Here is a 23,114-nt window from a genome sequence, read left to right on the forward strand (position 1 = left end):
CATCGAAGGGCGGCACATCGGGTCAACGGGGTAACGCGGCGGGTCTCGGGAAGATGGCACTCACCTTTCGTCTGAACGGTGAAACGGTCCGCATCACGGACGCACGCCCGTCAGTAACGCTGCTGGACTGGCTGCGCGAAGAAAAGGGCCTCACCGGCACCAAGGAGGGCTGCAACGAAGGCGATTGCGGCGCCTGCACCGTCATGGTCACGGATTCACGCGGATCGAAGGCGTTGAACGCCTGCATCCTGTTCCTGCCGCAATTGCAGGGCAAATCCGTCCGCACTGTCGAGGGCGCCTGCGGCCCGGACGGCAGCCTGCACCCGGTCCAGCAGGCGATGGTCGACCGCCACGGCAGCCAATGCGGCTTCTGCACTCCCGGTTTCATCATGTCGATGGTCACCGCCCACGCCAACGGCGCCACCGATTTCGACGACCAGCTGGCAGGCAACCTCTGCCGCTGCACCGGCTACGCCCCGATCATCCGCGCCGCCGAGGCCGCCAAGGATGCCGCGGTCCCGGACTGGATCGCCGGTGAGGCCACTTTCAGCTTTCCAGAAATACTCCGGGGGGAGGCCGAAGGCCGGGGGGCAGAGCCCCCTATGCTGCCGGGTTCCGCCGATGAACTGGCAGAGCTTTATGCCGCCCGCCCCGACGCCACCCTGGTCGCAGGCGCCACCGACGTCGGCCTCTGGGTCACCAAGCAGCTCCGCCGCCTGCCGCAGATGATCTTCCTCGGCGGCTGCGATGACCTCAAGGGGATCGAGGTCACGGACAGCACCGTCCGCATCGGCGCCATGGCGGACATGAACGCCCTGCGCGCCGCGATGGAGCCGCTGCACCCGTCGTTTGCCGAAATGCTGCGCCGCTTTGCCTCCCAGCAGATCCGCGCCGCCGCCACCGTTGGCGGCAATATCGCCAACGGCTCCCCCATCGGCGACACCCCGCCCGCGCTGATTGCCCTCGGCGCCACCCTGCACCTGCGCAAGGGGGACAGCCGCCGCGAACTGCCGCTGGAGGACTTCTTCATCGACTACGGCAAGCAGGACCGCCAGCACGGCGAATTTGTTGAGGCCGTCAGCTTCCCGCGCCAGCCTAACGCGCTCAAGGTTTACAAGCTGTCGAAACGCTTCGACCAGGATATCTCCGCGGTCCTCGGTGCCTTTAGCGTGACCGTGATGAACGGCAAGGTCTCCGCCGCCCGCATCGCCTTTGGCGGCATGGCGGGCATCCCGAAACGCGCCGCACACGTCGAGGCCGCCCTCACCGGCCAGCAATGGGATGAGGCCACCATCAAGGCCGCCGCCAAGGCCTTTGATCAGGACTTCACCCCGATGACCGACATGCGCGCCTCTGCCGAATACAGGCTGGAAACTGCGCGCAACATGCTGGCCCGCTATTTCGCCGACCTGAACGGCCAGCCGGTCTCGGTGCTGGAGGTGCGGCCATGAGCGTCACCAAACCCCTCCCCCATGACTCCGCCCGGCTGCATGTGACCGGCGCCGCCCGCTATGTCGACGACATCCCCTCGCCTGCCGGCACGCTGCATCTGGCCTTCGGCCTCTCCCCCATTGCCCGCGGCCATATCACCGGCATGGACCTCAGCGAGGTGCAGCAAAGCCCCGGTGTCGTGGCGGTGCTGACCGCCAAGGGGCTGCCCTTCGCCAATGACGTCTCCCCCTCGATCCACGACGAGCCGCTGCTGGCGGCTGGAACCGTCAACTATGTCGGCCAGCCGGTGTTCATGGTCGTCGCCGACAGCCACCTCAATGCCCGCATCGCCGCCCGCAAGGGACAGGTGGACTACACCGAAGAACCCGCCCTCCTGACTCTGGACGCGGCGCTGGCCGCCGACAGCCGGTTCGAAGAAGGCCCGCGCATCTATCAGAAAGGTGACGCTGCCGCCGCCATCGATGCCGCCCCGCGCACCGTCGAAGGCACGTTTGAGCTGGGCGGGCAGGAGCACTTCTACCTTGAAGGCCAGGCCGGAATGGCCTGGCCGCAGGAGGATGGCGGCATGCATGTGTTTTCCTCCACCCAGCACCCGACCGAGATCCAGCACAAGGTCGCCGACGCCATCGGCCTGCCGATGCATGCCGTGCGGGTCGAGACCCGCCGCATGGGCGGCGGCTTTGGCGGCAAGGAAAGCCAGGGCAACGCGCTCGCCGTCGCCTGCGCGGTGGCGGCCCGGCTGACCGGCAAGCCCTGCAAGATGCGCTATGACCGTGACGACGACATGGTGATCACCGGCAAGCGCCACGCCTTCCGCATCTCCTACCGCGCGGGCTTCGGCGAGGACGGCCGCCTACAAGGCGTCGAGTTCCTGCATCTGGTGGATTGCGGCTGGGCGCAGGACCTGTCGCTGCCGGTTGCCGACCGCGCCATGCTGCACGCCGACAATGCCTATCTGATCCCGAACATCCGCATCGAAAGCCACCGCCTGCGCACCAACCGGCAAAGCGCCACCGCTTACCGCGGCTTTGGCGGCCCGCAAGGCATGGTCGGGATCGAGCGGGTGATGGACCACATTGCGCATGACCTCGGGATTGACCCGGCAGAGCTGCGGCAGCGCAATTACTACGCGCCGATGCAGAGCCCCGATGCCCCGCCGGGCGAGCCGCAAGAGACCTCCGGCCAGCCTGCGGACCCGGACGCCGACCTCGCCTCCCGCGGCGCGCCGGCGCAGCCCGCCAAGACCAGCCCGCCGCCCAAGGACGTGCAGACGACCCCCTACCACATGCCGGTCGAGGACTTCATCCTGCACGATCTGACTGCAGAGCTGCTGAAAACCTCGGACTACGCGGCACGCAAAGACGCAATTGCCAAGTGGAACAAGGGCCAGACGCATCTGAAGCGCGGCATCGCCTTCTCGCCGGTGAAATTCGGCATTTCCTTCACCCTCACCCACCTCAACCAGGCCGGCGCTTTGGTGCATGTCTACCAGGACGGCTCGGTGCATCTGAACCACGGCGGCACCGAGATGGGCCAGGGGCTGTTCCAGAAGGTGGCGCAGGTCGCCGCCAGCCGCTTCGGCATCCCGCTGGACATGGTCAAGATCACTGCCAGCGACACCGGCAAGGTGCCCAACACCTCCGCCACCGCCGCCTCCTCCGGCTCGGACTTGAACGGCATGGCGGTCAAGGCCGCCTGCGACACCATCCGCGACCGCATGGCCGAGCATCTGGCGCTGCAGCACCAGGCAAGCCCCGGCGATGTGGTGTTTGACAACGGCACGGTCCGCATCGGCCAGGATGAGATGACATTCGAGAAGGCTGCCATGGCCTGCTACCAGGGCCGCGTTAGCCTGTCGGCCACCGGGTTTTACAAGACGCCCAAGGTCGAATGGGACCGGATCAAGGGCCAGGGCCGCCCGTTCTACTACTTCGCTTACGGTGCAGCAGTAACGGAAGTGGCCGTCGACGCGCTCACCGGCGAGAACCGCATCCTGCGTGCCGACATCCTGCATGACGCCGGCGCCTCGCTGAACCCGGCGCTGGACATCGGCCAGATCGAGGGCGGCTATGTCCAGGGCGCGGGCTGGCTGACGACCGAGGAACTGGTCTGGGACAATACCGGCCGCCTGCGCACCCATGCGCCCTCCACCTACAAGATCCCGGCCTGCTCCGACCGGCCTGATGTGTTCAACGTGAATCTTTTCGACGGCCAGAACCGCGAGGACACCATCTACCGCTCCAAAGCAGTGGGCGAGCCGCCGTTCATGCTGGGCATTTCCGCCTGGCTGGCGCTCAGCAATGCGGTCTGTGCCTTTGGCGACGCCTATCCGGCGCTCAATGCGCCTGCCACCGCAGAAGAGGTCTGGCGGGCAGTCCGGAGAGTGCGCGATGGGGTTTGACGTCCAGGAACTGCGCCGGGCGGTTGCCGAGCATGGCCGCGTGGTGCGGGTGGTGATCGCCGCCATCCGCGGCTCCTCCCCGCGCGAGACCGGCACCGCGATGCTGGTGTGGGAGACCGGCCAGTCCGGCACCATCGGCGGCGGCACCCTGGAATTTGAGGCGGCAGAGGCTGCCCGGCGGCAAGTCGCCCCCAAGCAGATCAGCACCCACGCGCTGGGGCCCGACCTGGGCCAGTGCTGCGGCGGTGCGGTCACGCTTTTCAGCGAGGTTTATGAGGCCGGAGACCTGGCCGCGCTGGATAGCCACGTCATCGCCCGCCCGGCCAGCCCGGCGCTGATGCCGGTGGCGGTAAAGCGCCTCCTCGCCGGCGCCCGCGGCCAGGGGCAGACCCCCGCGCCGCAGCTGGTCGAGGGCTGGATGATCGAACCGGTGCATCAGCCGCAGTTGCCGGTCTGGATCTGGGGCGCGGGCCATGTCGGGCGGGCGCTGGCGGATGTGCTGGCGCCGCTGCCGGATCTGCAGATCACCTGGGTGGATACCGACGCCGAGCGATTCCCGGACGGCATCCCGTCCGGCGTCACCGCGGTTCCGGCAGCTGACGTTGCGCTCCTTGTGCCCCATGCGCCTGAAAACGCTGCGCATTTGGTGCTGACCTATTCCCATGCGCTGGATCTGGCGCTATGCCACGCGCTGTTGGGCCATGGCTTTGCATTTGCCGGGCTGATCGGCTCCAAAACCAAATGGGCGCGGTTCCGCTCGCGTCTTGCCGCCCTGGGGCACTCTCCCGGGGCAATCGCAAGGATCACCTGCCCGATCGGCGATCCGGAACTTGGAAAACACCCGCAGATGATTGCGGTCGGCGTGGCGGCGCAGCTGCTGCGGCACGGAAAAGAAGACGAACAGAGAGAGGACCGGCGCGCGTGAGTGTACCACTGTTGAGCCTGCAAGGCCTGACCAAGGCCTACCCCGGGGTTGTGGCCAATGACACCGTTTCCTTTGACATCGGCGAGGGAGAGGTTCACGCCCTGCTCGGCGAAAACGGCGCCGGGAAATCGACGCTGGTCAAGATGATCTATGGCCTGGTGAAACCCGACAGCGGCAAGATGCTGCTGCGCGGCCAGCCTTTTGAGCCGGCCGAACCGCGCCAGGCGCGGGCTGACGGCATCGCCATGGTGTTCCAGCACTTCTCGCTGTTTGACGCGCTGAACGTGGCCGAGAACATCGCGCTTGGCATGGAAAACCCGCCGGAGATGCGCGACCTTGCCGCCCGGATCCGCGAAGTCTCCGAAACCTACGGCCTGCCGCTGGACCCCTTCCGCACCGTCGGCGACCTCTCCGCAGGCGAGCGCCAGCGGGTCGAGATCATCCGCTGCCTGCTGCAGGACCCGAAACTGCTGATCATGGATGAGCCGACCTCGGTCCTCACCCCGCAGGAAGTCGATATCCTGTTCGAAACCCTGCAGAAACTGCGCTCCGAGGGAACCTCGATCCTTTATATCTCGCACAAGCTGGAGGAAATCCGCACCCTCTGCGATCACGCCACCATCCTGCGCCTCGGCAAGAACGTCGGCGAATGCACCCCGGCTGACACATCAGCCCGCGACATGGCGGAGATGATGGTCGGCAGCACGTTGCAAACGCCCCAGCGCGCGAGCCGGGAATTCGGTCCCGTCGCGATGGACATCTCCGGCCTGTCGGTGCCGGCGCCGTCCGCCTTTGGCACTGCGCTTAAGAATGTGCATCTGACCGTGCGCAAGGGCGAAATCCTCGGCATCGGCGGTGTTGCCGGCAACGGCCAGGACGAGCTGCTGGGCGTGCTGTCGGGCGAGACCCTGACCGAAGCGGATGCGGTGAAGCTGCATGGGCAGCCAATCGGCAAGCTGGGCCCAACGGCGCGGCGCAAGCTGGGCGTGCTGGCCGCGCCGGAAGAACGCCTCGGCCACGCCGCCGCCCCGGACATGAGCCTGACCGAGAACGCCATGCTCACCGGGTCAGTGCGCGAGGGGCTGGAGAAGAACGGTTTCCTCGACTGGGGCAAGACCAAGGAGTTTACCGAGCGCGTCATCAAGGCCTTTGACGTCCGCACGCCGGGCCCCGGCAATGCGGCACGCTCGCTGTCGGGCGGCAACCTGCAGAAGTTCGTGATCGGGCGCGAGGTGCTGCAGGACCCGGATGTGCTGGTGGTGAACCAGCCGACCTGGGGCGTCGACGCCGCCGCCGCTGCCGCCATCCGCCAGTCGCTGCTGGACCTGGCCGCCAAGGGCGCCGCAGTCATCTGCATCAGCCAGGACCTGGATGAGCTGATGGAAATCTCCGACAGCTTTGCTGCGCTCAATGAAGGCCGCCTCAGCGCCCCGCGCGAAGCGGCGGGCCTGACGGTGGACGAGATCGGCCTGATGATGGGCGGCGCCCACGGCATGGAGGTGGCGCATGTCTGACACCGCCCGCAGAGTTTTCGCCTTCGGCGAGAGTATTTTTGGAAAGATGAAACAGGGAGCCGCTTGAATGATCCGGCTTGAGAAAAGGCCGCAGCCGTCGCGGGCCTGGTCGATGGCGACGCCGCTGGTGGCGGTGCTGGCGACGATGTTTTTTGGCGGGCTGTTGTTTGCCGCGCTTGGCAAACCGCCGGTTGAGGCGATCCGCACCATTTTCTGGGAACCGCTGTTTGGCGAGTTTGCCTTCTACTACCGCCCGCAGCTCTTGGTCAAAGGCGCGCCGCTGGTGCTGATCGCCATCGGCTTGTCGCTGGGCTTCCGCGCGGGCATCTGGAATATTGGCGCCGAGGGCCAGTACATCATGGGCGCCATCTTTGGCGCCGGGGCCGGCCTTGCCTTCTACCCCTCCGAATCCTTCCTGATCTTCCCCTTCATGGTCCTCGCCGGCGCATTCGGCGGCTGGATCTGGGCGATGATCCCGGCAATTCTCAAGACCCGCTTCGGCACCAACGAAATCCTGGTCTCGCTGATGCTGGTCTATGTGGCTGAACAGTTCCTGGCCTCGGTCTCGCTGGGGCTGCTGAAGAACCCCGAAGGCTTCGGCTTCCCCGGCTCCCGCAACCTGCAGTCCTGGGACGCCGCCCATAATGCGGAGCTGATTACAGGCACCGGCATGCACTGGGGCGTGGTGGCGGCGCTGATCGCAGTGATCTTTGCCTATGTGCTGCTGAACCGCCACATGACCGGCTACCACATCCGCCTCACTGGCGAGGCGCCGCGGGCGGCAAAGTTCGCTGGCGTCAACCCCACCCGCCTGGTGCTGTTCTGCCTCGGCACCTCCGGCGCGCTGGCCGGGCTGGCCGGCATGTTCGAGGTCTCTGGGCCTTCGGGCCAGATCTCCATCGACTTCAATGTGGGCTATGGCTTTACCGCGATTATCGTCGCCTTCCTGGGCCGCCTGCATCCGGTGGGCATCCTGCTGGCTGGCGGTCTGATGGCGCTGACCTATATTGGCGGCGACATCGCGCAGTCGAACCTGCAGCTGCCCGCCGCGGCGATCCAGGTCTTCCAGGGGATGCTTCTGTTCTTCCTGCTGGCCTTCGACCTGCTCACCAATTTCCGCATCGCAATCGGCAAGCCGGAGGTGGCGTAACATGGATCTTTCTGCAATCAACCCGGTCCTGCTCATCGCCTCGCTGATGGTGGCGGCGACCCCGCTGCTGCTGGCCGCGATCGGTGAACTGGTGGTCGAAAAGGCCGGCGTCCTGAACCTCGGCGTCGAGGGGATGATGATCGTGGGCGCCATCGCTGGCTTTGCCACCGCGGTGGAGAGCGGCTCGCCGCTGCTGGGTTTCCTCGCCGCCGCCATCGCAGGCGCGGCGCTGTCGATCCTGTTCGCGATCCTCACCCAGTTTGCCCAGGCAAACCAGGTCGCCTCCGGCTTGTCGCTGACGCTGTTCGGCCTTGGCCTGTCGGCGCTGATGGGGCAGTCCTATGTCGGTGTGAAGCCGCCGCAGATGGGCGACATCCACATCCCGGTGCTGAGCGATCTGCCCGTCGTTGGCCCGATCCTGTTCGGCCATGACATCATCCTCTACTTCGGCATCGTGCTGACGGCCGCGGTCTGGTGGATGCTGAAATACTCCCGCATGGGCCTGGTGCTGCGCGCGGTGGGCGAAAACCACGATGCGGCCCATGCGCTGGGATACAAGGTGCTGAAGATCCGCCTGGCGGCGATCCTGTTCGGCGGCGCTTGCGCGGGCATCGGCGGCGCCTACATCAGCCTGATCCGGGTGCCGCAGTGGACCGAGGGCATGACCGCCGGCATCGGCTGGATTGCCCTGGCGCTGGTGGTGTTTGCCAGCTGGAAACCCTGGCGCGCGCTGCTGGGTGCCTATCTCTTTGGCGGGGTCACCGTAGTGCAGCTCAATCTGCAGGCGGCAGGCGTTGCCATTCCGGTCGAGTATCTGGCAATGTCGCCCTATCTGATTACCATCCTGGTGCTTGTTATCCTTTCCGCGGACAAGAGCAGCGCACCCGCCGCGCTTGGCCGCAATTTCCACGCCTCCCGCTGACGCGGGGGGCCTATTGCCTGCCCCGGCTGCCGGGGCCAACCAAAACCAACTGGGGAGTCCCTTTGATGAAACTGACCAACCTCCTGACCAGCGCCGCCGTGGCGCTTGGCCTGGCCGCGGGCGCGGCGCTGGCCGAAGACAAGACCAAAGTGGGCTTTGTCTATGTCGGCCCCGTCGGCGATGGCGGCTGGACCTATGAGCACGACCAGGGCCGCAAGGCGGTTGAAGCCGAATTCGGCGACAAGGTCGAAACCGTCTACGTCGAAAACGTGGCCGAAGGCCCGGACGCCGAGCGCGTGATGACCCAGATGGCGCTGGAAGGCGCCGACCTGATCTTCACCACCTCCTTCGGCTACATGGACCCGACCATCAACGTGGCGAAGAAGTTCCCGAACGTGAAGTTCGAGCACGCCACCGGCTACAAGCGCGCCGACAACGTCTCCACCTACTCCGCCCGCTTCTATGAAGGCCGCGCGGTGCAGGGCACCATTGCGGGCCACATGACCGAGAGCGACATCATCGGCTACATTGGCTCCTACCCGATCCCGGAAGTGATCCGCGGCATCAACTCTGCCTACATCCACGCCAAGAAGGTGAACCCTGACGTCGAGTTCAAGATCGTCTGGGCCTTCACCTGGTTCGACCCGGCGAAAGAGGCCGACGCCGCCAAGGTGCTGATCGAACAGGGCGCCGACGTGATCCTGCAGCACACCGACTCCACCGCGCCGCAGGCCGCTGCGCAGGCCGCTGGCAACGTGATCACCTTCGGCCAGGCCTCCGACATGTCGGAATACGCGCCCAAGCCGCGCGTGTCCTCCATCATCGACGACTGGGCTCCCTACTACATCGCCCGCACCAAGGCCGTGATGGACGGCACCTGGGAGTCGGTTGACACCTGGGACGGCATCGGCGCCGGCATGGTGGGCATCGGCGAAATCTCCGACGCCGTTCCGGCGGACGTGAAAGAGGCTGCTCTGGCCATCAAGGACTCGATCGCGGACGGCTCCTACCATCCGTTCACCGGCCCGCTGAAAAAGCAGGACGGCAGCGACTGGCTGGCAGAGGGTGAAACCGCCGATGACGGAACCCTGGCCGGCATGAACTTCTATGTCGAAGGCCTGGAAGGCGACATTCCGCAGTAAGCTGCGGTTTCGGTACAAACATCAAAGGCCCGCCGCTTGGCGGGCCTTTTTCGTTGCGGGCAAAAGCCTGATTCCAGCGAAGCCTGCTGACACGCCCTGTCACTGCCCTGATGTACACCCGGCTCCACGAACCGGCCGCCGGAATTTCCGGGCCGGCTGAATGCACCAGCGGAAGATTGTCCGCTCCCCCTCAAGCCCCGTGGAGGTTGCCTTTGAAACTGAATTACTTCGTTGTTGGAACCAACGACATGGAAGCGTCGGTCAAATTCTATGACGCCCTGTTTGAGCACTCAGGTCTGACCCAGGTCCGGCCAAGCGAAAGAATGACCTACTGGCTGAAGGACGATTTTGCCTTTGCAGCCGCCCTGCCCTTCGACGGCGAACCGGCCGTCAATGGCAACGGAACCATGGTGGGGTTCAGCCTTGGATCCGCTGCCGAAGTCACCCGGCTGCACAGCAAGGCGATTGAGCTGGGCGGCACATGCGAGGGCGAACCGCGGCAGCGGGGGCCGCGGTTCTCCGCATATGTGCGGGACTTGGACAGAAACAAAATCTGTTTCGCTGATTAGGGTCAGGAGCAAACAACCGGCGCGGCCAGCTTTTGCGCAGCGCCGTCGACCCGCTGCACCAGCGCCGGACCGGTCACTGTGCAGCCTGCCAGCTGCGCCGCATATTCGGTCAGCTTCTCCAGCTGCTCCCTGTCGGACGCAAAGAGATGTTTCAGCGGCAGCCGGATCTTGTTCAGAACAGCGAAACTGCTGCCGTCCACCGTCACGATCCGGAAGCGGGTCCTGGCATCCCCCAGCCCGGTCTGTGCCGCATAGGGGGATTTCCATTTCGAGCTTGAATACGCCATGGCCGACTGTGCCGCTGCCCGGCCTGCCTGCGGCTGGCCGCCGCCCTGATACCGGGCGGAATGATAGACCAGCCAGGGCGCGCCGGTGCGGGTCTTGTGCAGGCCGGGGCGCATGGCGCTGGTGTAATACCCGGCCTCTGCCAGGGCCGCTGTCCGGTAATCCGGCCCGCCGGTCTCTGCCCCGGCCACAGGCTGCGCGCCATAACCGGTGCGGGTCGCCGACCAGTAATCCGGCTTCTCCGGTGCACCGCAGGCCGCCAGCAAGGCCGCTGCCCCGATCATCAGAAACTGTTTCACTTTCCCTCTCCATTCCGCTGCGCCGCCCATGATGGCAAAGAAACCGGGCCGGAATATGGCACCGGTTCAAGACCGCGCAGGCAGGCGGAAACCGCCTTTCCCTGCCCGTCACCCTGTGCCAAGCTCCGCGCCATGACCCAGACCGCACGCAAGATTCTGACCGCCCCCGACGGCACCCCGGCCAGCCGTTTTGCCTTTGGCACCATGCAGTTCGGCGGCCGCGCCGATGAGGCGCAATCGGCCGAGATGCACGCCGCCTGCCGCGCCGCCGGGATCAACCACTTCGACACTGCCTGGCTCTATACCGATGGCAACTCGGAACAGATCCTGGGCCGCCTGATCAAGGAGGAACGCGAGCAGCTGCTGATCGCCACCAAGGCGGGCTATACCGGCGGCGCCGGCGCTGCCAACCTGCGCGCCCAGCTGGACGAGAGCCGCCGGCGCTTGGGGCTCGACATGGTCGACGTGTTTTATCTGCACCGGTTCGATCCGGACACGGACCTGCGCGAAACCATGGACTGTTTCGCCGCGCTCAAGGACGAGGGCGCGATCCGCTACGTTGGCCTGTCGAACTTTGCCGCCTGGCAGGTGATGAAGGCGCAGATGGCGGGGCTGGCCTCCGGCACTGGCGTGGACATCCTGCAGCCGATGTATTCGCTGGTGAAGCGGCAGGCCGAGGTAGAAATCCTGCCGATGTGCGCCGATCAGGGCGTGGCCGTGGCCCCCTATTCGCCTCTGGGCGGCGGGCTCCTGACCGGCAAATACACCGAGGGCGGCAGCGGCCGCATCACCGAAGACCACCGCTACCACGCCCGCTACGGCGCTGAGTACATGCATGAGGCCGCCCAGCGCCTCTCGGCCCTCGCGGCGGAGCGCGGCACCGATCCGGCCACGCTGGCCGTCGCCTGGGCCGCCGCGCATCCCGCCGCCCCGATGCCAATCATCTCCGCCCGCAACCTGCAGCAGCTTCAGCCCTCGCTGGCGGCTCAGGACTTTGAAATGGACGCAGAGCTTTACAAAACAATCGAAGCCTTCAGCCCGCGGCCCGCGCCCGCGACGGACCGGCTCGAAGAACAGGAATAGACCCATGCAGGATTTCATCGTCATCGGCGGCGGCATGGCCGGCATCAGCGCCGCCGCCCGCCTTGCTGACCTGGGCAGCGTCACCTTGCTGGAGATGGAGGACGCGCTTGGCTACCATTCCTCGGGCCGCTCCGCCGCGCTGTTCGAAGAAAACTATGGCCACGGCGCCACCGTGACCCTGAACCGCGCCAGCGCCGCTTACCTGCGTGACGGCGGCTACCTGTCACCGCGCGGGCTGATGCTTTTGGGCGCCAAGGGGGACGCCGGCGGCTTTGCCCGCGACGTGGATGAGCTGGGCATGGCCACGCTGGAGCTGGACGAGGCCCGCGCCATGGTGCCGATCCTGAACCCGGACACCGTCGGCTTTGCCGCCATCAGCGGCGCGGCGGAGGATATCGACACCGACCGGATGCTGCAGGACTTTGCCAAGACCTTGCGCGCCGCGGGCGGGCAGACCGTGACCAAAGCGCCGGTGAGCGGCATCACCCGCATCAGCGGCGGCTGGGAGGTCACCGCGGGCGGCCGGACCTATCAGGCCCGCCAGCTGGTCAATGCCGCGGGCGCCTGGGCCGATCAGGTCGCCGCGCTGGCCGGGGTGGCGGCGATCGGCCTGCAGCCCAAGCGCCGCTCGATGGCGCGGCTGCCTGCGCCGGGCGGCCATGACGTCAGCGGCTGGCCGATGCTGCTGGGCGTGGGCGAGACCTGGTATGCCAAACCGGATGCTGGCAAGCTGCTGGTCTCCCCCGCCGATGCCGACCCGGTGGAGCCTCATGACGCCTATGCCGACGACATGGTGCTGGCCGAGGGGCTGGCGCGGTATGAGGAGATGGTGACAGAGCCGGTGACGCGCGTCGAAAGCAACTTTGCCGGTCTGCGCAGCTTTGTGGCCGACGGTACCCTGGTGCTGGGCCCGGATCCGGATCAGCCGGACTTCATCTGGTGCGCCGCTCAGGGCGGCTATGGCATCATGACCGCGCCCGCAGCCTCGCAGCTGATTGCCGACCTGGTGGCAGGCCGCACGCCCGTCTTGGACACGGGCACGGTGGCGGCCCTGTCCCCCGCCCGGCTGCGCTGATGCCGGTGCGCTCTGTTCCCGGCGCGGCCTCGGTTGCTGCACCTGAGGAGGGCAAGCTGTTCGCCCCCGCCGCCGCCCGCAACAGCGGCGTGCTGTGCGATCTGCTGGCGGAGGCGGCACCCGCCAAGGGCCGCGCCCTGGAACTGGCCAGCGGCACCGGCCAGCAAGCCGTGGCCTATGCCGCCCGCCTGCCCGGCCTGATGTGGCAGCCCAGCGAGGTGGAGGACATCCGCCTCGCAAGTATCCGGAGTTATGCCGAAGAGAGCGGTCTCAGGAACATCTCGCCGCCGGTTCAGCTCGACGCCACCGCCCCCGGCTGGAGCGCGGCGCAGTCCGGCCAGGACCTGATCGTGCTGGTGAACCTCCTGCACCTGATCAGCGAAGGCGAGGCCCGCACCCTGATCCGCGAGGCCGCCGCGGCGCTCGCCCCCGGCGGGCGGTTCGTGATCTACGGCCCCTTCATGCGCGGCGGCGAGCTGACCAGCGACGGCGACCGGGCCTTCCACGCGGCGCTTTCCTCCCACGACCCGGAGATCGGCTACAAGGATGACTTCGACGTGATCGACTGGCTGCACGGTGCCGGGCTGGAGCTGCTGCAGGCGGTGGAGATGCCCGCCAACAACCTCGCCCTGATTGCGGAAAAGCCGGCCATCTGACCTGGATCAAAGCCGCGCAGAAGTGCTGCCCATACACCTTCAATAATCGGAATGTATTATCGAGGGAACAGCAGATGGACTGGCACGAGAAACTGGACGGCACCCGCAAGGGCCTGCGCAATCTGAACGGGGCAATCCCGGAAACCGCCCAGGCGTTCGGCGCGCTTGGCAAGGCGGTGAAACAGGGCGGCGTGCTGGAGTTCAAGCAGAAGGAATTCGTCGCCCTGGGCATTGCGGTGGCGCTGCGCTGCGAGGATTGCATCGGCCTGCATGTGGAGGCGCTGGTCAAGGCAGGCGCCAGCCGTGCCGAAGTGGGCGATGTGCTGGCGATGTCGATCCAGATGGGCGGCGGCCCGGCGATGATGTATGCGGCCAAAGCGATGGAGTGCTTCGATCAGCTGACACGCTGAATTCCGGCGCGGAATTCAGCCCGGAAAACACGTGTTTTCCGTGGAAAATTCCGCGCCGCAGTTTTCCTCCCTAACCACTGCCGCGTACCTCTTGCAGGCCTTGCAGCACTTGACGGATATGCTCCACCGCCGGGTTGTCCGGCAAATAGAGCGCGCGGCAGCTGAGGCTGATTTCCGGCGCGCCCTCAACCGCGTGCAGCGCCCCCGCGGCCAGTGCCTCAGCCGCCATATAGGCCGGAAAATATCCCATGCCGCCCCGCTTTTGCAGGTATCGCAACCCCATCAGCGCATTGCCCAGAACGATGTGCTGACGGCTGCGGCGGGGCAGCACCTCGCGCAGCCGGGCATCGTACTCGCTGCCGAATTCCAGGTTGACGAACAAGGGCAGCGCATCCCGCCCCAGCCGCAGCGGCTGGTCCGCCACCAGCACCAGCCGCTCCGGCGGCAGCTCCTCCACCGCCAGGCTGCTGCCCGCGGGCACTTCATTGACGATGGCCAGATCCAGCAACCGCCGCGCCACCGCCTCGCCCATGTTCATCGCGTGGTCGTAGTTCAGCGTGAACGGCACCGTGCCCTGCTCCGCCTCCAGCCAGACCGCCACATCCACCAGCACGGGATCCCAGACCGACAGCTGCGCCCCCAGCCGCAAGGGCACCCGCCCCGCCAGGCTGGCCTTCAGATCGCCGGAGACGAACTCCCACGTCCGCATCATCTGCTCCGCATAGGGCTGGAACTGCCGCCCCGCCTCGCTCAGCCTTGTGCCGCCCGGCCCGCGGTCGAACAGCGGCGTGCCCAGCGCCTCCTCCAGCGCCTTGATCCGGGCGCTGACGGCGGTCTGGGTGATATTCAGCGCCCGCGCCGCACCGTGAAAGCTGCCGGTGGCCTCAATCGCCAGAAAGGTCTCAAAAGAATTGATCTGCATGGTGATCAATATTCTCGATCAATCTGAGCAAATCAATTCGTTTTCCTGCTCACCGCAGACCCGCTACGCTGCCAGCAGATCAACCAAAGGACCGCGCCAATGCTGGACAAAAGCCACAAGCCAACCTGGACCAGTTTCGAAGAAGCCACGCCTGCAGACTGGGCCGCGGTGGAGAAATACGAGGAAGAATACAACGCCGCCCTGCCCGACCGGATCCTTGACGCGATCCGCTCGCTGGACGAGGATTGGACCCCCTACCCGGTGAACCGCTACCAGCACAGCCTGCAGGCCGCGACCCGCGCCTGGGAGGACGGCGCCGAGGACGAGATCATCGTGGCAGCCCTGGTGCATGACACCGGCGATATCCTGTCGCCCTACAACCACGGCGAGCTGTCGGCGGCGATGATGAAGCCCTACGTCAGCGAGAAGACCTATTGGATCCTCAAACACCACTGCGTGTTCCAGGGCTTTTACTACAACCACCATTTCGGCGGCGACCGCAACGCGCGGGACAAGTACCGCGACAGCCCCTATTGGGAGGACTGCCGGTATTTCTGCGAAAAATACGACCAGTGCGCCTTTGACCCGGAGTACCCGACCAAGCCCTTGGAGTTCTTCGAGCCGATCCTGCGTAAGGTGCTGTCGCGCGGCTGGGGCCATATGGAGCTGGCTGAGACGGCCGAAGACTGAACCGCTCGCCCAAGGCGGCATCTGCGAACAGAAAAAGAGGGGCCGGACGGCCCCTCTTTTAAATGCTGCTGTTGTTAGTCCCACCAGCCTTCATCGACCGACGGCAACTCTTCCAGCTGCTCTTCGGTGAAGCGGGTGACGATCACGTAGCGCTTGTCATCGACCGGTGCCAGACGCATGTCTTCCACCGGGATCATCACGTGCTTGTCGCCCACGTCCAGGAAGCCGCCGACTTCGGCCACGACGCCCTTCATCTGGCCGTTACGGTCCAGGATGATGTCTTCGATTTCGCCGATGTCATTCCAGTCCGGGCCGACGCCATCTGCTTCCCAGTTGCCCCAGGTGTCTTCGTCCATCGGGCCGTTCAGGGTGTAGATGTCACCGCCGGTGATATCCCGGGTGCGGATCAGATCCTTGGTATCCAGCTGGGTTTCTGCAAGAGCCGGTGCAGCCGCCATGCCAGCGGCGAGGGCGATTGTTGCGAGGCGTTTCATGTTGCATTCTCCTTTTCTGGTTCGTTCATTAGGTGAACGGGCGCAGGAGAAGAAAGTTCCTGAAAAGCCGGGAAAATTCCTGAGCATCATCTGCGGCCACCCGCTGCAGCGGGTGCCGGTGAGGAAGCGGGCAAGCCGCTTTGAAGCGGTGGCGCCGGGGGGGGCGCGCGGCTACCGGGGCCAGGCTGGCCGCGCCTGCGGGGCGGCCTGCCTGGCCCAACGGGAACCTTCGGATTAAATATCCGAACGGTGACGGGCGGGAGGTCTTCGCGCGGCCCTTCCAGCCGCGCAAAGAGGCTATCGCAGCAAGCTCAACCCGCGGCGCAGACGGCTGCGCCCATCAGCACCGGCATCCGTTGACCGCCGGCCTCCATTGCAAACGCCTGTTCAATCCGGACCGGCTCAAGGCCCGCGCCCCTGAGCGCGTCTCCTACCTGCTGCTCCGTCAGCCCGGAGCCGCCATCATCCGTGGCCAGCCAGTCCCATTGCACAAACAACCCGCCGCGTTTCAGCAGCCCCGCCAGCACTGCCACGGCACCGCTGTAGTCCGGCAGGAACCCGCAGACGGACGAGGCGCAGATCAGATCAAAGCCGGTGAGCCCACCGCCAGCCTCCCTTGTGCTGCTGTCCAGAATATCCGCGTGCAGCGCCCTCACGCCGGGCAGCGCCTTGTCCTGCAGCACCGCGATCATCCGGTCCGAGGTGTCAACGGCCACCACCTCCTGCACGTGCGGCGCAAGCTTCCCGCTCAAAAGCCCGGTGCCGCAGCCGAAGTCGAGCACCCGCTTGTCCTTCCAGCCCCCGCCGGTGATACCGGCAAAGGCATCAAGCGCGGCAAATGCTTTGTCGGCATAGTTCCGGACATCGCTGTTGCCGTCCCAGCCGTCTGCGTAATCGTTCCAGTCGTCGCTCATCTTGCGTGCATGTCCTGCTTTGGTATCTCAGGCCCGGGACAGTGCAGCGGCGGGCGGGCGGCGTCAACAGAAGGCCGAAAGCACGCATTCCCCCCGGAACCAAGGCCAAGCCGCCGGGCGAGCAGCATGAAGCGATGTCGAGCAAAGTTTCAGATCAGCCTTCCGCGCGGAGCTTTCCGGCAAGCCAGTCTATTTCTTCTGTTGCACCAAACCCTTCTTCGCTAAGATGAATGACTGCCGTCCTGACGAATTCCGGGTCGAGGTTATGCGCTGCTCTGGCATTTGCGACGGTCTCAAAATCCGAAGGATCGCAGGCAAATGAGCTGAATCTCTGAATTTCGTCCGAATACTCAGTAAACCCGGAGCGGTGCAGCACCTCAGCAGCCAATTGCAGCGGTCCAACGCACAAATTGTCGAAGACCATTACGGGGCCCTTCACCAAATGCTGCACTTCCCGGTAATGCACTTCGTGGATGCAGCGGGCGATGGCGAGCAGCCTGCCCTTATGCGTGTTTACGGGCTGCGGGAGCCAGGGGGGATAATCCATGCGTGGATGCTGACGTCAATCTAAGGCTTCGTTCAAGGCAAAGTTCGCGCTCCAGCCGCCAAAACAAAAAAGCCCCGGCACATTGGCCGGGGCTTCCCTGTCTCTTCCGTCAGGCCTTAGCCGTTCTGGCGGATGGTCTCGTTCTTCGGATCATAGGGGCTGTCGCAGGTGACGACCGCGTCCCACAGCTTGTCCTGGATCTTGACCTGCAGCTTGGTGCCTTCCACCGCAAACTCAGGCTTCACATAGCCCATGCCGATGGATTTCTCGAAGGCCACCGAGTAGCCGCCGGAGGTCAGACGGCCCACACGGGTGCCGTCTTCGGCATAAAGCGCCTCGCGGCCCCAGGGATCGGCGTCTTCGGGGCCGTCGATCAGCAGGGTGCAGCACTTCACGCGGACGCCGGTCTCGACCAGCTTGTCCTTGCCGTGGAAGTCCTTCTCCAGGTCGACAAAGCGCGGCAGGTCGGCTTCCAGCGGAGTCGCGTCGCGGCCCAGTTCGTTGCCGAAGGCACGGTAGGATTTCTCCTGGCGCAGCCAGTTCTGGGCGCGCGCGCCGACCAGCTTCATGCCGTGCTTCTCGCCCGCCTTCTCCAGCAGATCGAACAGGTAGTTCTGCATCTCGATCGGGTGATGCAGTTCCCAGCCCAGCTCACCGGTGTAGGCCACGCGGATCGCATTGACCGGGCACATGCCCAGTTCGATCTGCTTGGCCGACAGCCAGGGGAAGCGCTTGTTGGACAGTGCGGTTTCCGGATCTGCGTCGACGATCACCTCTTTCAGCACGTCGCGGGACTTGGGGCCTGCGATGGCGAAGACGCCCCACTGGGTGGTCACGTCCTGGATCTCGATGTAGCCGAACTCGTCCATCTTGTCCTCGGCCGCCTTGCGCAGGAAGTCGGCGTCATACTCGGACCAGGCACCGGCGGAGACCAGGTAGTAGTTGTTCTCGCCGTTGCGGACGATGGTGTATTCGGTGCGGGTGGTGCCGAATGCGGTCAGCGCATAGGTCAGGTTGATGCGGCCGATCTTGGGCAGCTTGTTGCAGGTGAACCAGTCCAGGAACTGGGTGGCACCGGGGCCTTTGACAACGTGCTTGGTGAAGGCGGTCGCGTCAATCAGGCCAACACCTTCGCGCACGGCTTTCGCCTCTTCCACGGCATACTGCCACCAGCCGCCGCGGCGGAAGGAGCGGGCGTCATGGTCGAAGTTTGCCGGTGCATCGACGGGGCCGTAGTAGTTCGGGCGTTCCCAGCCGTTGACCCAGCCGAACTGTGCGCCGCGGGCCTTCTGGCGGTCGTATGCCGGCGCGGTGCGCAGCGGACGGCAGGCTTCGCGCTCTTCGTCCGGGTGGTGCAGGATGTAGACGTGCTCATAGCACTCTTCGTTCTTGCGGGCCGCGAACTCGGTGGTCATCCAGTTGGAGGAGTAGCGTTTCGGGTCGAGCGACGCCATGTCGATCTCGGCCTCGCCGTCGACCATCATCTGCGCCAGGTAGTAGCCGGTGCCGCCAGCGGCGGTGATGCCGAAGGAGAAGCCTTCCGCCAGCCACATGTTGCGCAGGCCCGGTGCCGGGCCGACCAGCGGGTTGCCGTCAGGGGTGTAGCAGATCGGGCCGTTGAAATCGTCTTTCAGGCCGGATTCGGCACAGGAGGGCACACGCTCTGCCATCGCCATGTACTGCTCGGCGATCCGGTCCAGATCCAGCGGGAACAGGTCGGCGCGGAAGCTGTCCGGCACGCCGTGCTCGAACTGTGCGGGCGCGCCGCGCTCGTATATGCCCAGGATCCAGCCGCCGCGCTCTTCGCGGGCATAGGATTCATTGTCGGCGTCGCGCACGACGGGGTGCTCGGGGTTGCCCGCTTCACGCCATTTGACCAGCTCGGGGTCCTTGTCCATGACGATGAAGGTATGCTCGACCGGGATTGCCGGCATCTTGATGCCCAGCATCTTGGCGGTGCGCTGCGCGTGGTTGCCGGAGGCGGTCACGACGTGCTCGGCGGTGATTACTACCTGCTCGTCGGAAGGGACCAGGTTGCCGCCCTTCTCGACCATCTTGGTGCAGGTGACTTCCCAGTGGGTGCCGGTCCAATGGAAGGCATCGGCCTGCATCTTGCGGACGATCTCGACGCCGCGCTGACGGGCGCCCTTGGCCATCGCCTGGGTCACGTCAGCCGGGTTAATGTAGCCGTCCTCGGTGTGGTAGATCGCGCCCTTCAGGTCGCCGGTCTCGATCAGCGGCCAGCGCTCCTTGATCTGATCCGGGGTCAGCCACTCATAGTCCACGTCGCAGGTTTCCGCGGTGGAGGCATAGAGCATGTATTCGTCCATGCGCTCCTGGGTCTGCGCCATGCGCAGGTTGCCCACAACGGCGAAACCTGCGTTCAGGCCGGTTTCCTCTTCCAGGGTCTTGTAGAAATCGACCGAGTACTTGTGGATGTGGGTGGTCGCATAGGACATGTTGAACAGCGGCAGCAGGCCGGCTGCGTGCCAGGTCGAGCCGGAGGTCAGCTCGTCACGCTCGATCAGCATGACGTCTTCCCAGCCGGCTTTGGCCAGGTGATAGGCAATCGAGGTGCCGACGGCGCCGCCGCCAACAACAAGTGCTTTGACTTGGGTTTTCATTCTCCCGCTCTCCAGCTTTGTGAGATTCTTGGCAGTGGTTATGCCCGCGCATTGAAATCCGCGCAAAATCAGGCCGACGCAAAAACAGCCAAAACCGACCTTGCGCGCCACAGCATACCGGATTCCGGCGGCGATTCTGACCGCTATGGCGATTTCCGCGCAGCAAAAAGGGGGCTCGCGCCCCCTGCTGGTCTCACTTCAGGCCGTCCGGACCGCGGTCAGCAGTCCGCCACATTGCCGCGGCGGATGCAGACGGGCGGCGGCGCTTCTTCACCGCTCTGCGCTTCTGCGACCTGCTCGCCGCCTGTGAACAGCCGCTTGCCATAACTGGCGGCCTCGCCCCAGATCGACGTGCCGCCGCCGCCGGCCAGGCGGGCTGCGTCCTCGGCCCGGGCACGGGCAAACCGCTCCTGAAGGATGGTGCCATAGTCGGTGGCGCTGAGATCGCCCCAGCTGAGGTTCGCGTCGCGGGTCTGGATGTAGTAGTCGTAGCCGATCACCGCCTGGGTGCTGAACACCAGGATGCCCATCGTTTTTCTCAGTCCCATGCCGCTCTCCGGTTCCGCAGGAATGCTTCGGTTTCATTGCAAGTCAGAACCCGGCGCAGAAATGCGGCAGCATTCCGGCTTTTCGGGGAAGAGTTTCCTGCAACTGCGTTCACCCGGCCAGGGCCCCTGCCCTGCCGGTTGCTGCTGCGGTTTGGCTGTGCTGATCCTTGAGAGCTGATCATCAGCTGTTAAGAGTGGCGGCGCCGCCAAGAGGCGGAGGCGGGACGGGAGGTTCCTCCCGCACGCTGAACGTTGTCTCTGCGTGCCCTTGCCAAAGGGCCCTGTTCCTGGATGCCGGGGGTGTCAGGCCCGGCGGTGACCGCGATCAGGGGCATCATGGCAGGCTGGGCTTAAGATGCGGTGAGACAGGCGTGCGCCGGGTGTGCAACCCCCAAAGCGGCGTGATCGCCGCTGCCGCTGCGGTGTGAGTATTTTTTGGAAAGATGAATGCACTGGACCTGCGCTTTCATCTTTCCCCAAATACTCAAATCCCGCCGCCGGCCCAGCCCGGACCGCTGGCGGGCGCCCGCAGCTCACATCTCCAGTATCTTGCCCGGGTTCAGGATGTTATCCGGGTCCAGCGCTGCCTTGATCGCCGCCATGTAACGGGTTGCCTCGCCCAGTTCCTGCTGCAGATAGGGGCGCTTGCCCTGGCCGATGCCGTGCTCGCCGGTGCAGGTGCCGTCCATCGCAATCGCCATCTCGTTGAGCCAGCCGATGTATTCGTCCGCCTTCTGCCGCTCCGCATCGCTGTCCATGTCGATGAGCAAAAGCGCGTGGAAGTTGCCGTCGCCCACATGGCCGACCATCGGTGCGAGCAGCCCCATGCCTTCGGCCTTTTCCCGTGCCGCGGAAACGCATTCCGCCAGCTTGGAGATCGGCACGCAGACATCGGTGGAGATTCCCTTGGCAGAGGGGCGCAGCTGCAGGCAGGCCCAGTACATGTCATGGCGCGCCTGCCACAGCTTGCTGCGCTCTTCGGCGGTGGACGTCGCGGCGATGTCAAAACCGCCGAATTCCTCGGCGATGGAGGCGAACATGTCGGATTGCTCCACCACGCCCGCGTCCGAGCCATGGAATTCCAGCAGCAGCAGGGGTGTCTCCGGCAGGTCGAGTCCGGAATAGGCGTTGGCGGCGCGCACGCTGAGCGCGTCCAGCAGCTCGATGCGGGCGACGGGGATGCCGTACTGGATCGTCATCATCACCGCGCGGCAGGCATCGTCGACGGAGCGGAAAGAGCAGCGGGCCGAGCGGATCGCCTCCGGGATGCCCTGCAGTTTCAGGGTCAGTTCTGTGATCAGGCCCAGGGTGCCTTCGGACCCCACCAGAAGGCGGGTGAGGTCATATCCCGCCGAGGATTTCTTGGCCCGCTGCGCGGTGCGGATAACGCCGCCGTCGGCCATCACCGCCTCCAAGCTGAGCACATTGTCCTTCATGGTGCCATAGCGCACCGCATTGGTGCCCGACGCCCGCGTCGCCGCCATGCCGCCCAGCGAGGCATTGGCGCCGGGGTCGATCGGGAAGAACAGACCCTGGTCGCGCAGGTAAGTGTTGAGCTGCTCGCGGGTGACGCCGGGCTGCACCACCACATCCAGATCCTCGGGATGCACTGCGATGATCTTGTCCATCCGCATCAGGTCGATGCAGATGCCGCCGGCGGGCGCGTTCACATGCCCCTCCAGCGAGGTGCCGGTGCCGAAGGGAATGACCGGCACGCCGTATTCGGCGCAGACCTTGACGATCTCAGAGACCTCCCCGGCGGTCTCCGGGAAGATCACCGCATCGGGCGCCTGATTGGTAATCCAGGTGGTGGTGTGGCCGTGCTGCTCGCGGATCGACTGGCCCGTCTGCAGCCGGTCTCCGAACTGCTGGGTCAGCGTCTCGATGGCGGCGGCGATCCCGGCCTCGTTGCGCGGCAGTGATGTGGCTTGCACCATGATCGGTTCCCCCCGGGAAATGGGCCTGACGCCCGGAACATTCACCTGTTAACCTACGCCCCCAAGTTGCGGGGCGGCAATACCCAGTAGCCGGTAGAGGAGCGGCGGACCGGCGCTGCCGCCGGACCGAATAGCATTATCCGCCCAAGGCAATCCCTTCGCGGCGGGGATCAGCAGCGCCTTTCAGCCCCTCGCCGATCTCAATCGCGTGCAGGCCGGAGGTCAGGTCGCGGGCGTTCACCTCATACCCCATCCCGGTCAGCGCCTCGCCCAGGTCTTCGGCGCTGGTGCCCGCCTCCAGATCATAGGTGCCGAAGCGGTTGACCAGATGCGGCAGCGCCAGCGCCTCCTGGATGTTCAGCCCCCAATCGGCCCAGGCGACAATGGATTTCGCCACATAGCCGATGATGCGGCTGCCGCCGGGGGAGCCGATGGCCAGCACCGGCTTGCCCTCGCGCAGCAGAATTGTGGGCGCCATGGAGGAGCGCGGCCGTTTGCCCGGCTCCAGCCGGTTGGCAATCGGCACGCCGTTGGCGTGGGTGCGGAAAGAGAAGT

At 65.5% G+C, this 23,114-nt stretch carries 22 protein-coding genes; 13 read left to right on the forward strand and 9 right to left on the reverse strand.

Translation table 11 applies throughout. The annotated features are described in order from the left end of the window. The first annotated feature begins 53 nt into the window (after positions 1-53). From xdhA to AC4HIX_RS05870, 8 genes are all read left to right on the forward strand, one after another. Complete coding sequence (gene xdhA / locus AC4HIX_RS05835) at positions 54-1,451, forward strand: xanthine dehydrogenase small subunit (protein ID WP_490398256.1); 1,398 nt, start codon at positions 54-56, stop codon at positions 1,449-1,451. Further along, on the forward strand, positions 1,448-3,853 hold the full coding sequence (xdhB, locus tag AC4HIX_RS05840) for a xanthine dehydrogenase molybdopterin binding subunit (RefSeq protein WP_490398257.1): 2,406 nt from the start codon (positions 1,448-1,450) through the stop codon (positions 3,851-3,853). Before xdhA ends, xdhB begins: the two co-directional genes overlap by 4 nt. Further along, positions 3,843-4,778: a xanthine dehydrogenase accessory protein XdhC gene (gene xdhC, locus AC4HIX_RS05845; protein WP_475050464.1), complete on the forward strand. Its 936-nt coding sequence runs from the start codon at positions 3,843-3,845 to the stop codon at positions 4,776-4,778. Before xdhB ends, xdhC begins: the two co-directional genes overlap by 11 nt. Continuing rightward, complete coding sequence (locus tag AC4HIX_RS05850; protein WP_490398258.1) at positions 4,775-6,292, forward strand: ABC transporter ATP-binding protein; 1,518 nt, start codon at positions 4,775-4,777, stop codon at positions 6,290-6,292. Before xdhC ends, AC4HIX_RS05850 begins: the two co-directional genes overlap by 4 nt. Positions 6,293-6,359: 67 nt before the next feature. Then, positions 6,360-7,442: an ABC transporter permease gene (locus AC4HIX_RS05855; protein WP_490398259.1), complete on the forward strand. Its 1,083-nt coding sequence runs from the start codon at positions 6,360-6,362 to the stop codon at positions 7,440-7,442. Position 7,443: 1 nt separating this feature from the next. Next, entirely contained in the window at positions 7,444-8,364 is a 921-nt protein-coding gene (locus AC4HIX_RS05860) for an ABC transporter permease (protein WP_490398260.1), read from the forward strand. Positions 8,365-8,429: 65 nt separating this feature from the next. Continuing rightward, complete coding sequence (locus tag AC4HIX_RS05865; RefSeq protein WP_490398261.1) at positions 8,430-9,506, forward strand: BMP family ABC transporter substrate-binding protein; 1,077 nt, start codon at positions 8,430-8,432, stop codon at positions 9,504-9,506. Between the two features lie 212 nt (positions 9,507-9,718). Next, positions 9,719-10,075: a VOC family protein gene (locus AC4HIX_RS05870; RefSeq protein WP_475050453.1), complete on the forward strand. Its 357-nt coding sequence runs from the start codon at positions 9,719-9,721 to the stop codon at positions 10,073-10,075. A 2-nt stretch (positions 10,076-10,077) separates the two neighbouring features. On the opposite strand, the gene AC4HIX_RS05875 is transcribed toward AC4HIX_RS05870, so the two are convergent. Next, on the reverse strand, positions 10,078-10,659 hold the full coding sequence (locus tag AC4HIX_RS05875) for a hypothetical protein (protein WP_490398262.1): 582 nt from the start codon (positions 10,657-10,659) through the stop codon (positions 10,078-10,080). Positions 10,660-10,791: 132 nt separating this feature from the next. Here AC4HIX_RS05875 and AC4HIX_RS05880 point away from each other — a divergent pair, with 132 nt between their 5' ends. The 4 genes from AC4HIX_RS05880 (at position 10,792) to AC4HIX_RS05895 (ending at position 13,883) form a co-directional block, all read left to right on the forward strand. Then, the gene (locus AC4HIX_RS05880) at positions 10,792-11,742 is read left to right on the forward strand and encodes an aldo/keto reductase (RefSeq protein WP_490398263.1); all 951 of its coding nucleotides are present in this window, start codon (positions 10,792-10,794) and stop codon (positions 11,740-11,742) included. Between the two features lie 4 nt (positions 11,743-11,746). Continuing rightward, entirely contained in the window at positions 11,747-12,817 is a 1,071-nt protein-coding gene (locus AC4HIX_RS05885; RefSeq protein ID WP_490398264.1) for an NAD(P)/FAD-dependent oxidoreductase, read from the forward strand. Further along, complete coding sequence (locus tag AC4HIX_RS05890; protein ID WP_490398265.1) at positions 12,817-13,473, forward strand: DUF938 domain-containing protein; 657 nt, start codon at positions 12,817-12,819, stop codon at positions 13,471-13,473. Before AC4HIX_RS05885 ends, AC4HIX_RS05890 begins: the two co-directional genes overlap by 1 nt. A 74-nt stretch (positions 13,474-13,547) precedes the next feature. Beyond that, on the forward strand, positions 13,548-13,883 hold the full coding sequence (locus tag AC4HIX_RS05895; protein ID WP_027235007.1) for a carboxymuconolactone decarboxylase family protein: 336 nt from the start codon (positions 13,548-13,550) through the stop codon (positions 13,881-13,883). Positions 13,884-13,953: 70 nt separating this feature from the next. Here the strand turns inward: AC4HIX_RS05895 and AC4HIX_RS05900 are convergent, their stop codons facing one another. Further along, on the reverse strand, positions 13,954-14,805 hold the full coding sequence (locus AC4HIX_RS05900; RefSeq protein WP_490398266.1) for a LysR family transcriptional regulator: 852 nt from the start codon (positions 14,803-14,805) through the stop codon (positions 13,954-13,956). A gap of 99 nt (positions 14,806-14,904) precedes the next feature. On the opposite strand from AC4HIX_RS05900, the gene AC4HIX_RS05905 reads away from it, so the two are divergent. Further along, positions 14,905-15,495, forward strand: coding sequence for an HD domain-containing protein (locus AC4HIX_RS05905; RefSeq protein ID WP_490398267.1), 591 nt, complete (start codon positions 14,905-14,907; stop codon positions 15,493-15,495). Between the two features lie 74 nt (positions 15,496-15,569). On the opposite strand, the gene AC4HIX_RS05910 is transcribed toward AC4HIX_RS05905, so the two are convergent. The 7 genes from AC4HIX_RS05910 to AC4HIX_RS05940 form a co-directional block, all read right to left on the reverse strand. Continuing rightward, entirely contained in the window at positions 15,570-15,989 is a 420-nt protein-coding gene (locus AC4HIX_RS05910) for a PRC-barrel domain-containing protein (protein WP_490398268.1), read from the reverse strand. Between the two features lie 311 nt (positions 15,990-16,300). Then, positions 16,301-16,903 (reverse strand): class I SAM-dependent DNA methyltransferase, encoded by a 603-nt coding sequence (locus tag AC4HIX_RS05915; RefSeq protein ID WP_490398269.1) that lies wholly within the window; start codon positions 16,901-16,903, stop codon positions 16,301-16,303. A 154-nt stretch (positions 16,904-17,057) separates the two neighbouring features. Continuing rightward, positions 17,058-17,450 (reverse strand): hypothetical protein, encoded by a 393-nt coding sequence (locus AC4HIX_RS05920; protein ID WP_490398270.1) that lies wholly within the window; start codon positions 17,448-17,450, stop codon positions 17,058-17,060. Positions 17,451-17,566: 116 nt separating this feature from the next. Beyond that, a complete protein-coding gene (locus AC4HIX_RS05925; RefSeq protein WP_490398271.1) occupies positions 17,567-20,074 on the reverse strand; it encodes a GcvT family protein in 2,508 nt (835 codons plus the stop codon). Positions 20,075-20,292: 218 nt separating this feature from the next. Beyond that, positions 20,293-20,622 (reverse strand): hypothetical protein, encoded by a 330-nt coding sequence (locus AC4HIX_RS05930; RefSeq protein ID WP_490398272.1) that lies wholly within the window; start codon positions 20,620-20,622, stop codon positions 20,293-20,295. Between the two features lie 533 nt (positions 20,623-21,155). Next, positions 21,156-22,559 carry an FAD-binding oxidoreductase gene (locus AC4HIX_RS05935; protein WP_490398273.1) on the reverse strand — a complete coding sequence of 468 codons (1,404 nt, stop codon included), beginning with the start codon at positions 22,557-22,559 and terminating at the stop codon, positions 21,156-21,158. A 136-nt stretch (positions 22,560-22,695) separates the two neighbouring features. Then, a partial coding sequence (locus tag AC4HIX_RS05940; protein ID WP_490398274.1) for a gamma-glutamyltransferase occupies positions 22,696-23,114 on the reverse strand: 419 nt, incomplete at its 5' end.

The sequence above is a fragment of the Leisingera sp. genome (assembly GCF_982940295.1).

What these genes read in the sequence shown, in the direction of transcription:
- xdhA (WP_490398256.1), top strand. Translation starts at nt 54, where the DNA reads ATGGCACTCACCTTTCGTCTGAACGGTGAAACGGTCCGCATCACGGAC.
- xdhB (WP_490398257.1), top strand. Translation starts at nt 1,448, where the DNA reads ATGAGCGTCACCAAACCCCTCCCCCATGACTCCGCCCGGCTGCATGTG.
- xdhC (WP_475050464.1), top strand. Translation starts at nt 3,843, where the DNA reads ATGGGGTTTGACGTCCAGGAACTGCGCCGGGCGGTTGCCGAGCATGGC.
- AC4HIX_RS05855 (WP_490398259.1), top strand. Translation starts at nt 6,360, where the DNA reads ATGATCCGGCTTGAGAAAAGGCCGCAGCCGTCGCGGGCCTGGTCGATG.
- AC4HIX_RS05860 (WP_490398260.1), top strand. Translation starts at nt 7,444, where the DNA reads ATGGATCTTTCTGCAATCAACCCGGTCCTGCTCATCGCCTCGCTGATG.
- AC4HIX_RS05865 (WP_490398261.1), top strand. Translation starts at nt 8,430, where the DNA reads ATGAAACTGACCAACCTCCTGACCAGCGCCGCCGTGGCGCTTGGCCTG.
- AC4HIX_RS05880 (WP_490398263.1), top strand. Translation starts at nt 10,792, where the DNA reads ATGACCCAGACCGCACGCAAGATTCTGACCGCCCCCGACGGCACCCCG.
- AC4HIX_RS05885 (WP_490398264.1), top strand. Translation starts at nt 11,747, where the DNA reads ATGCAGGATTTCATCGTCATCGGCGGCGGCATGGCCGGCATCAGCGCC.
- AC4HIX_RS05890 (WP_490398265.1), top strand. Translation starts at nt 12,817, where the DNA reads ATGCCGGTGCGCTCTGTTCCCGGCGCGGCCTCGGTTGCTGCACCTGAG.
- AC4HIX_RS05895 (WP_027235007.1), top strand. Translation starts at nt 13,548, where the DNA reads ATGGACTGGCACGAGAAACTGGACGGCACCCGCAAGGGCCTGCGCAAT.
- AC4HIX_RS05900 (WP_490398266.1), bottom strand. Translation starts at nt 14,805, where the DNA reads ATGCAGATCAATTCTTTTGAGACCTTTCTGGCGATTGAGGCCACCGGC.
- AC4HIX_RS05905 (WP_490398267.1), top strand. Translation starts at nt 14,905, where the DNA reads ATGCTGGACAAAAGCCACAAGCCAACCTGGACCAGTTTCGAAGAAGCC.
- AC4HIX_RS05910 (WP_490398268.1), bottom strand. Translation starts at nt 15,989, where the DNA reads ATGAAACGCCTCGCAACAATCGCCCTCGCCGCTGGCATGGCGGCTGCA.
- AC4HIX_RS05915 (WP_490398269.1), bottom strand. Translation starts at nt 16,903, where the DNA reads ATGAGCGACGACTGGAACGATTACGCAGACGGCTGGGACGGCAACAGC.
- AC4HIX_RS05920 (WP_490398270.1), bottom strand. Translation starts at nt 17,450, where the DNA reads ATGGATTATCCCCCCTGGCTCCCGCAGCCCGTAAACACGCATAAGGGC.
- AC4HIX_RS05925 (WP_490398271.1), bottom strand. Translation starts at nt 20,074, where the DNA reads ATGAAAACCCAAGTCAAAGCACTTGTTGTTGGCGGCGGCGCCGTCGGC.
- AC4HIX_RS05930 (WP_490398272.1), bottom strand. Translation starts at nt 20,622, where the DNA reads ATGGGACTGAGAAAAACGATGGGCATCCTGGTGTTCAGCACCCAGGCG.
- AC4HIX_RS05935 (WP_490398273.1), bottom strand. Translation starts at nt 22,559, where the DNA reads ATGGTGCAAGCCACATCACTGCCGCGCAACGAGGCCGGGATCGCCGCC.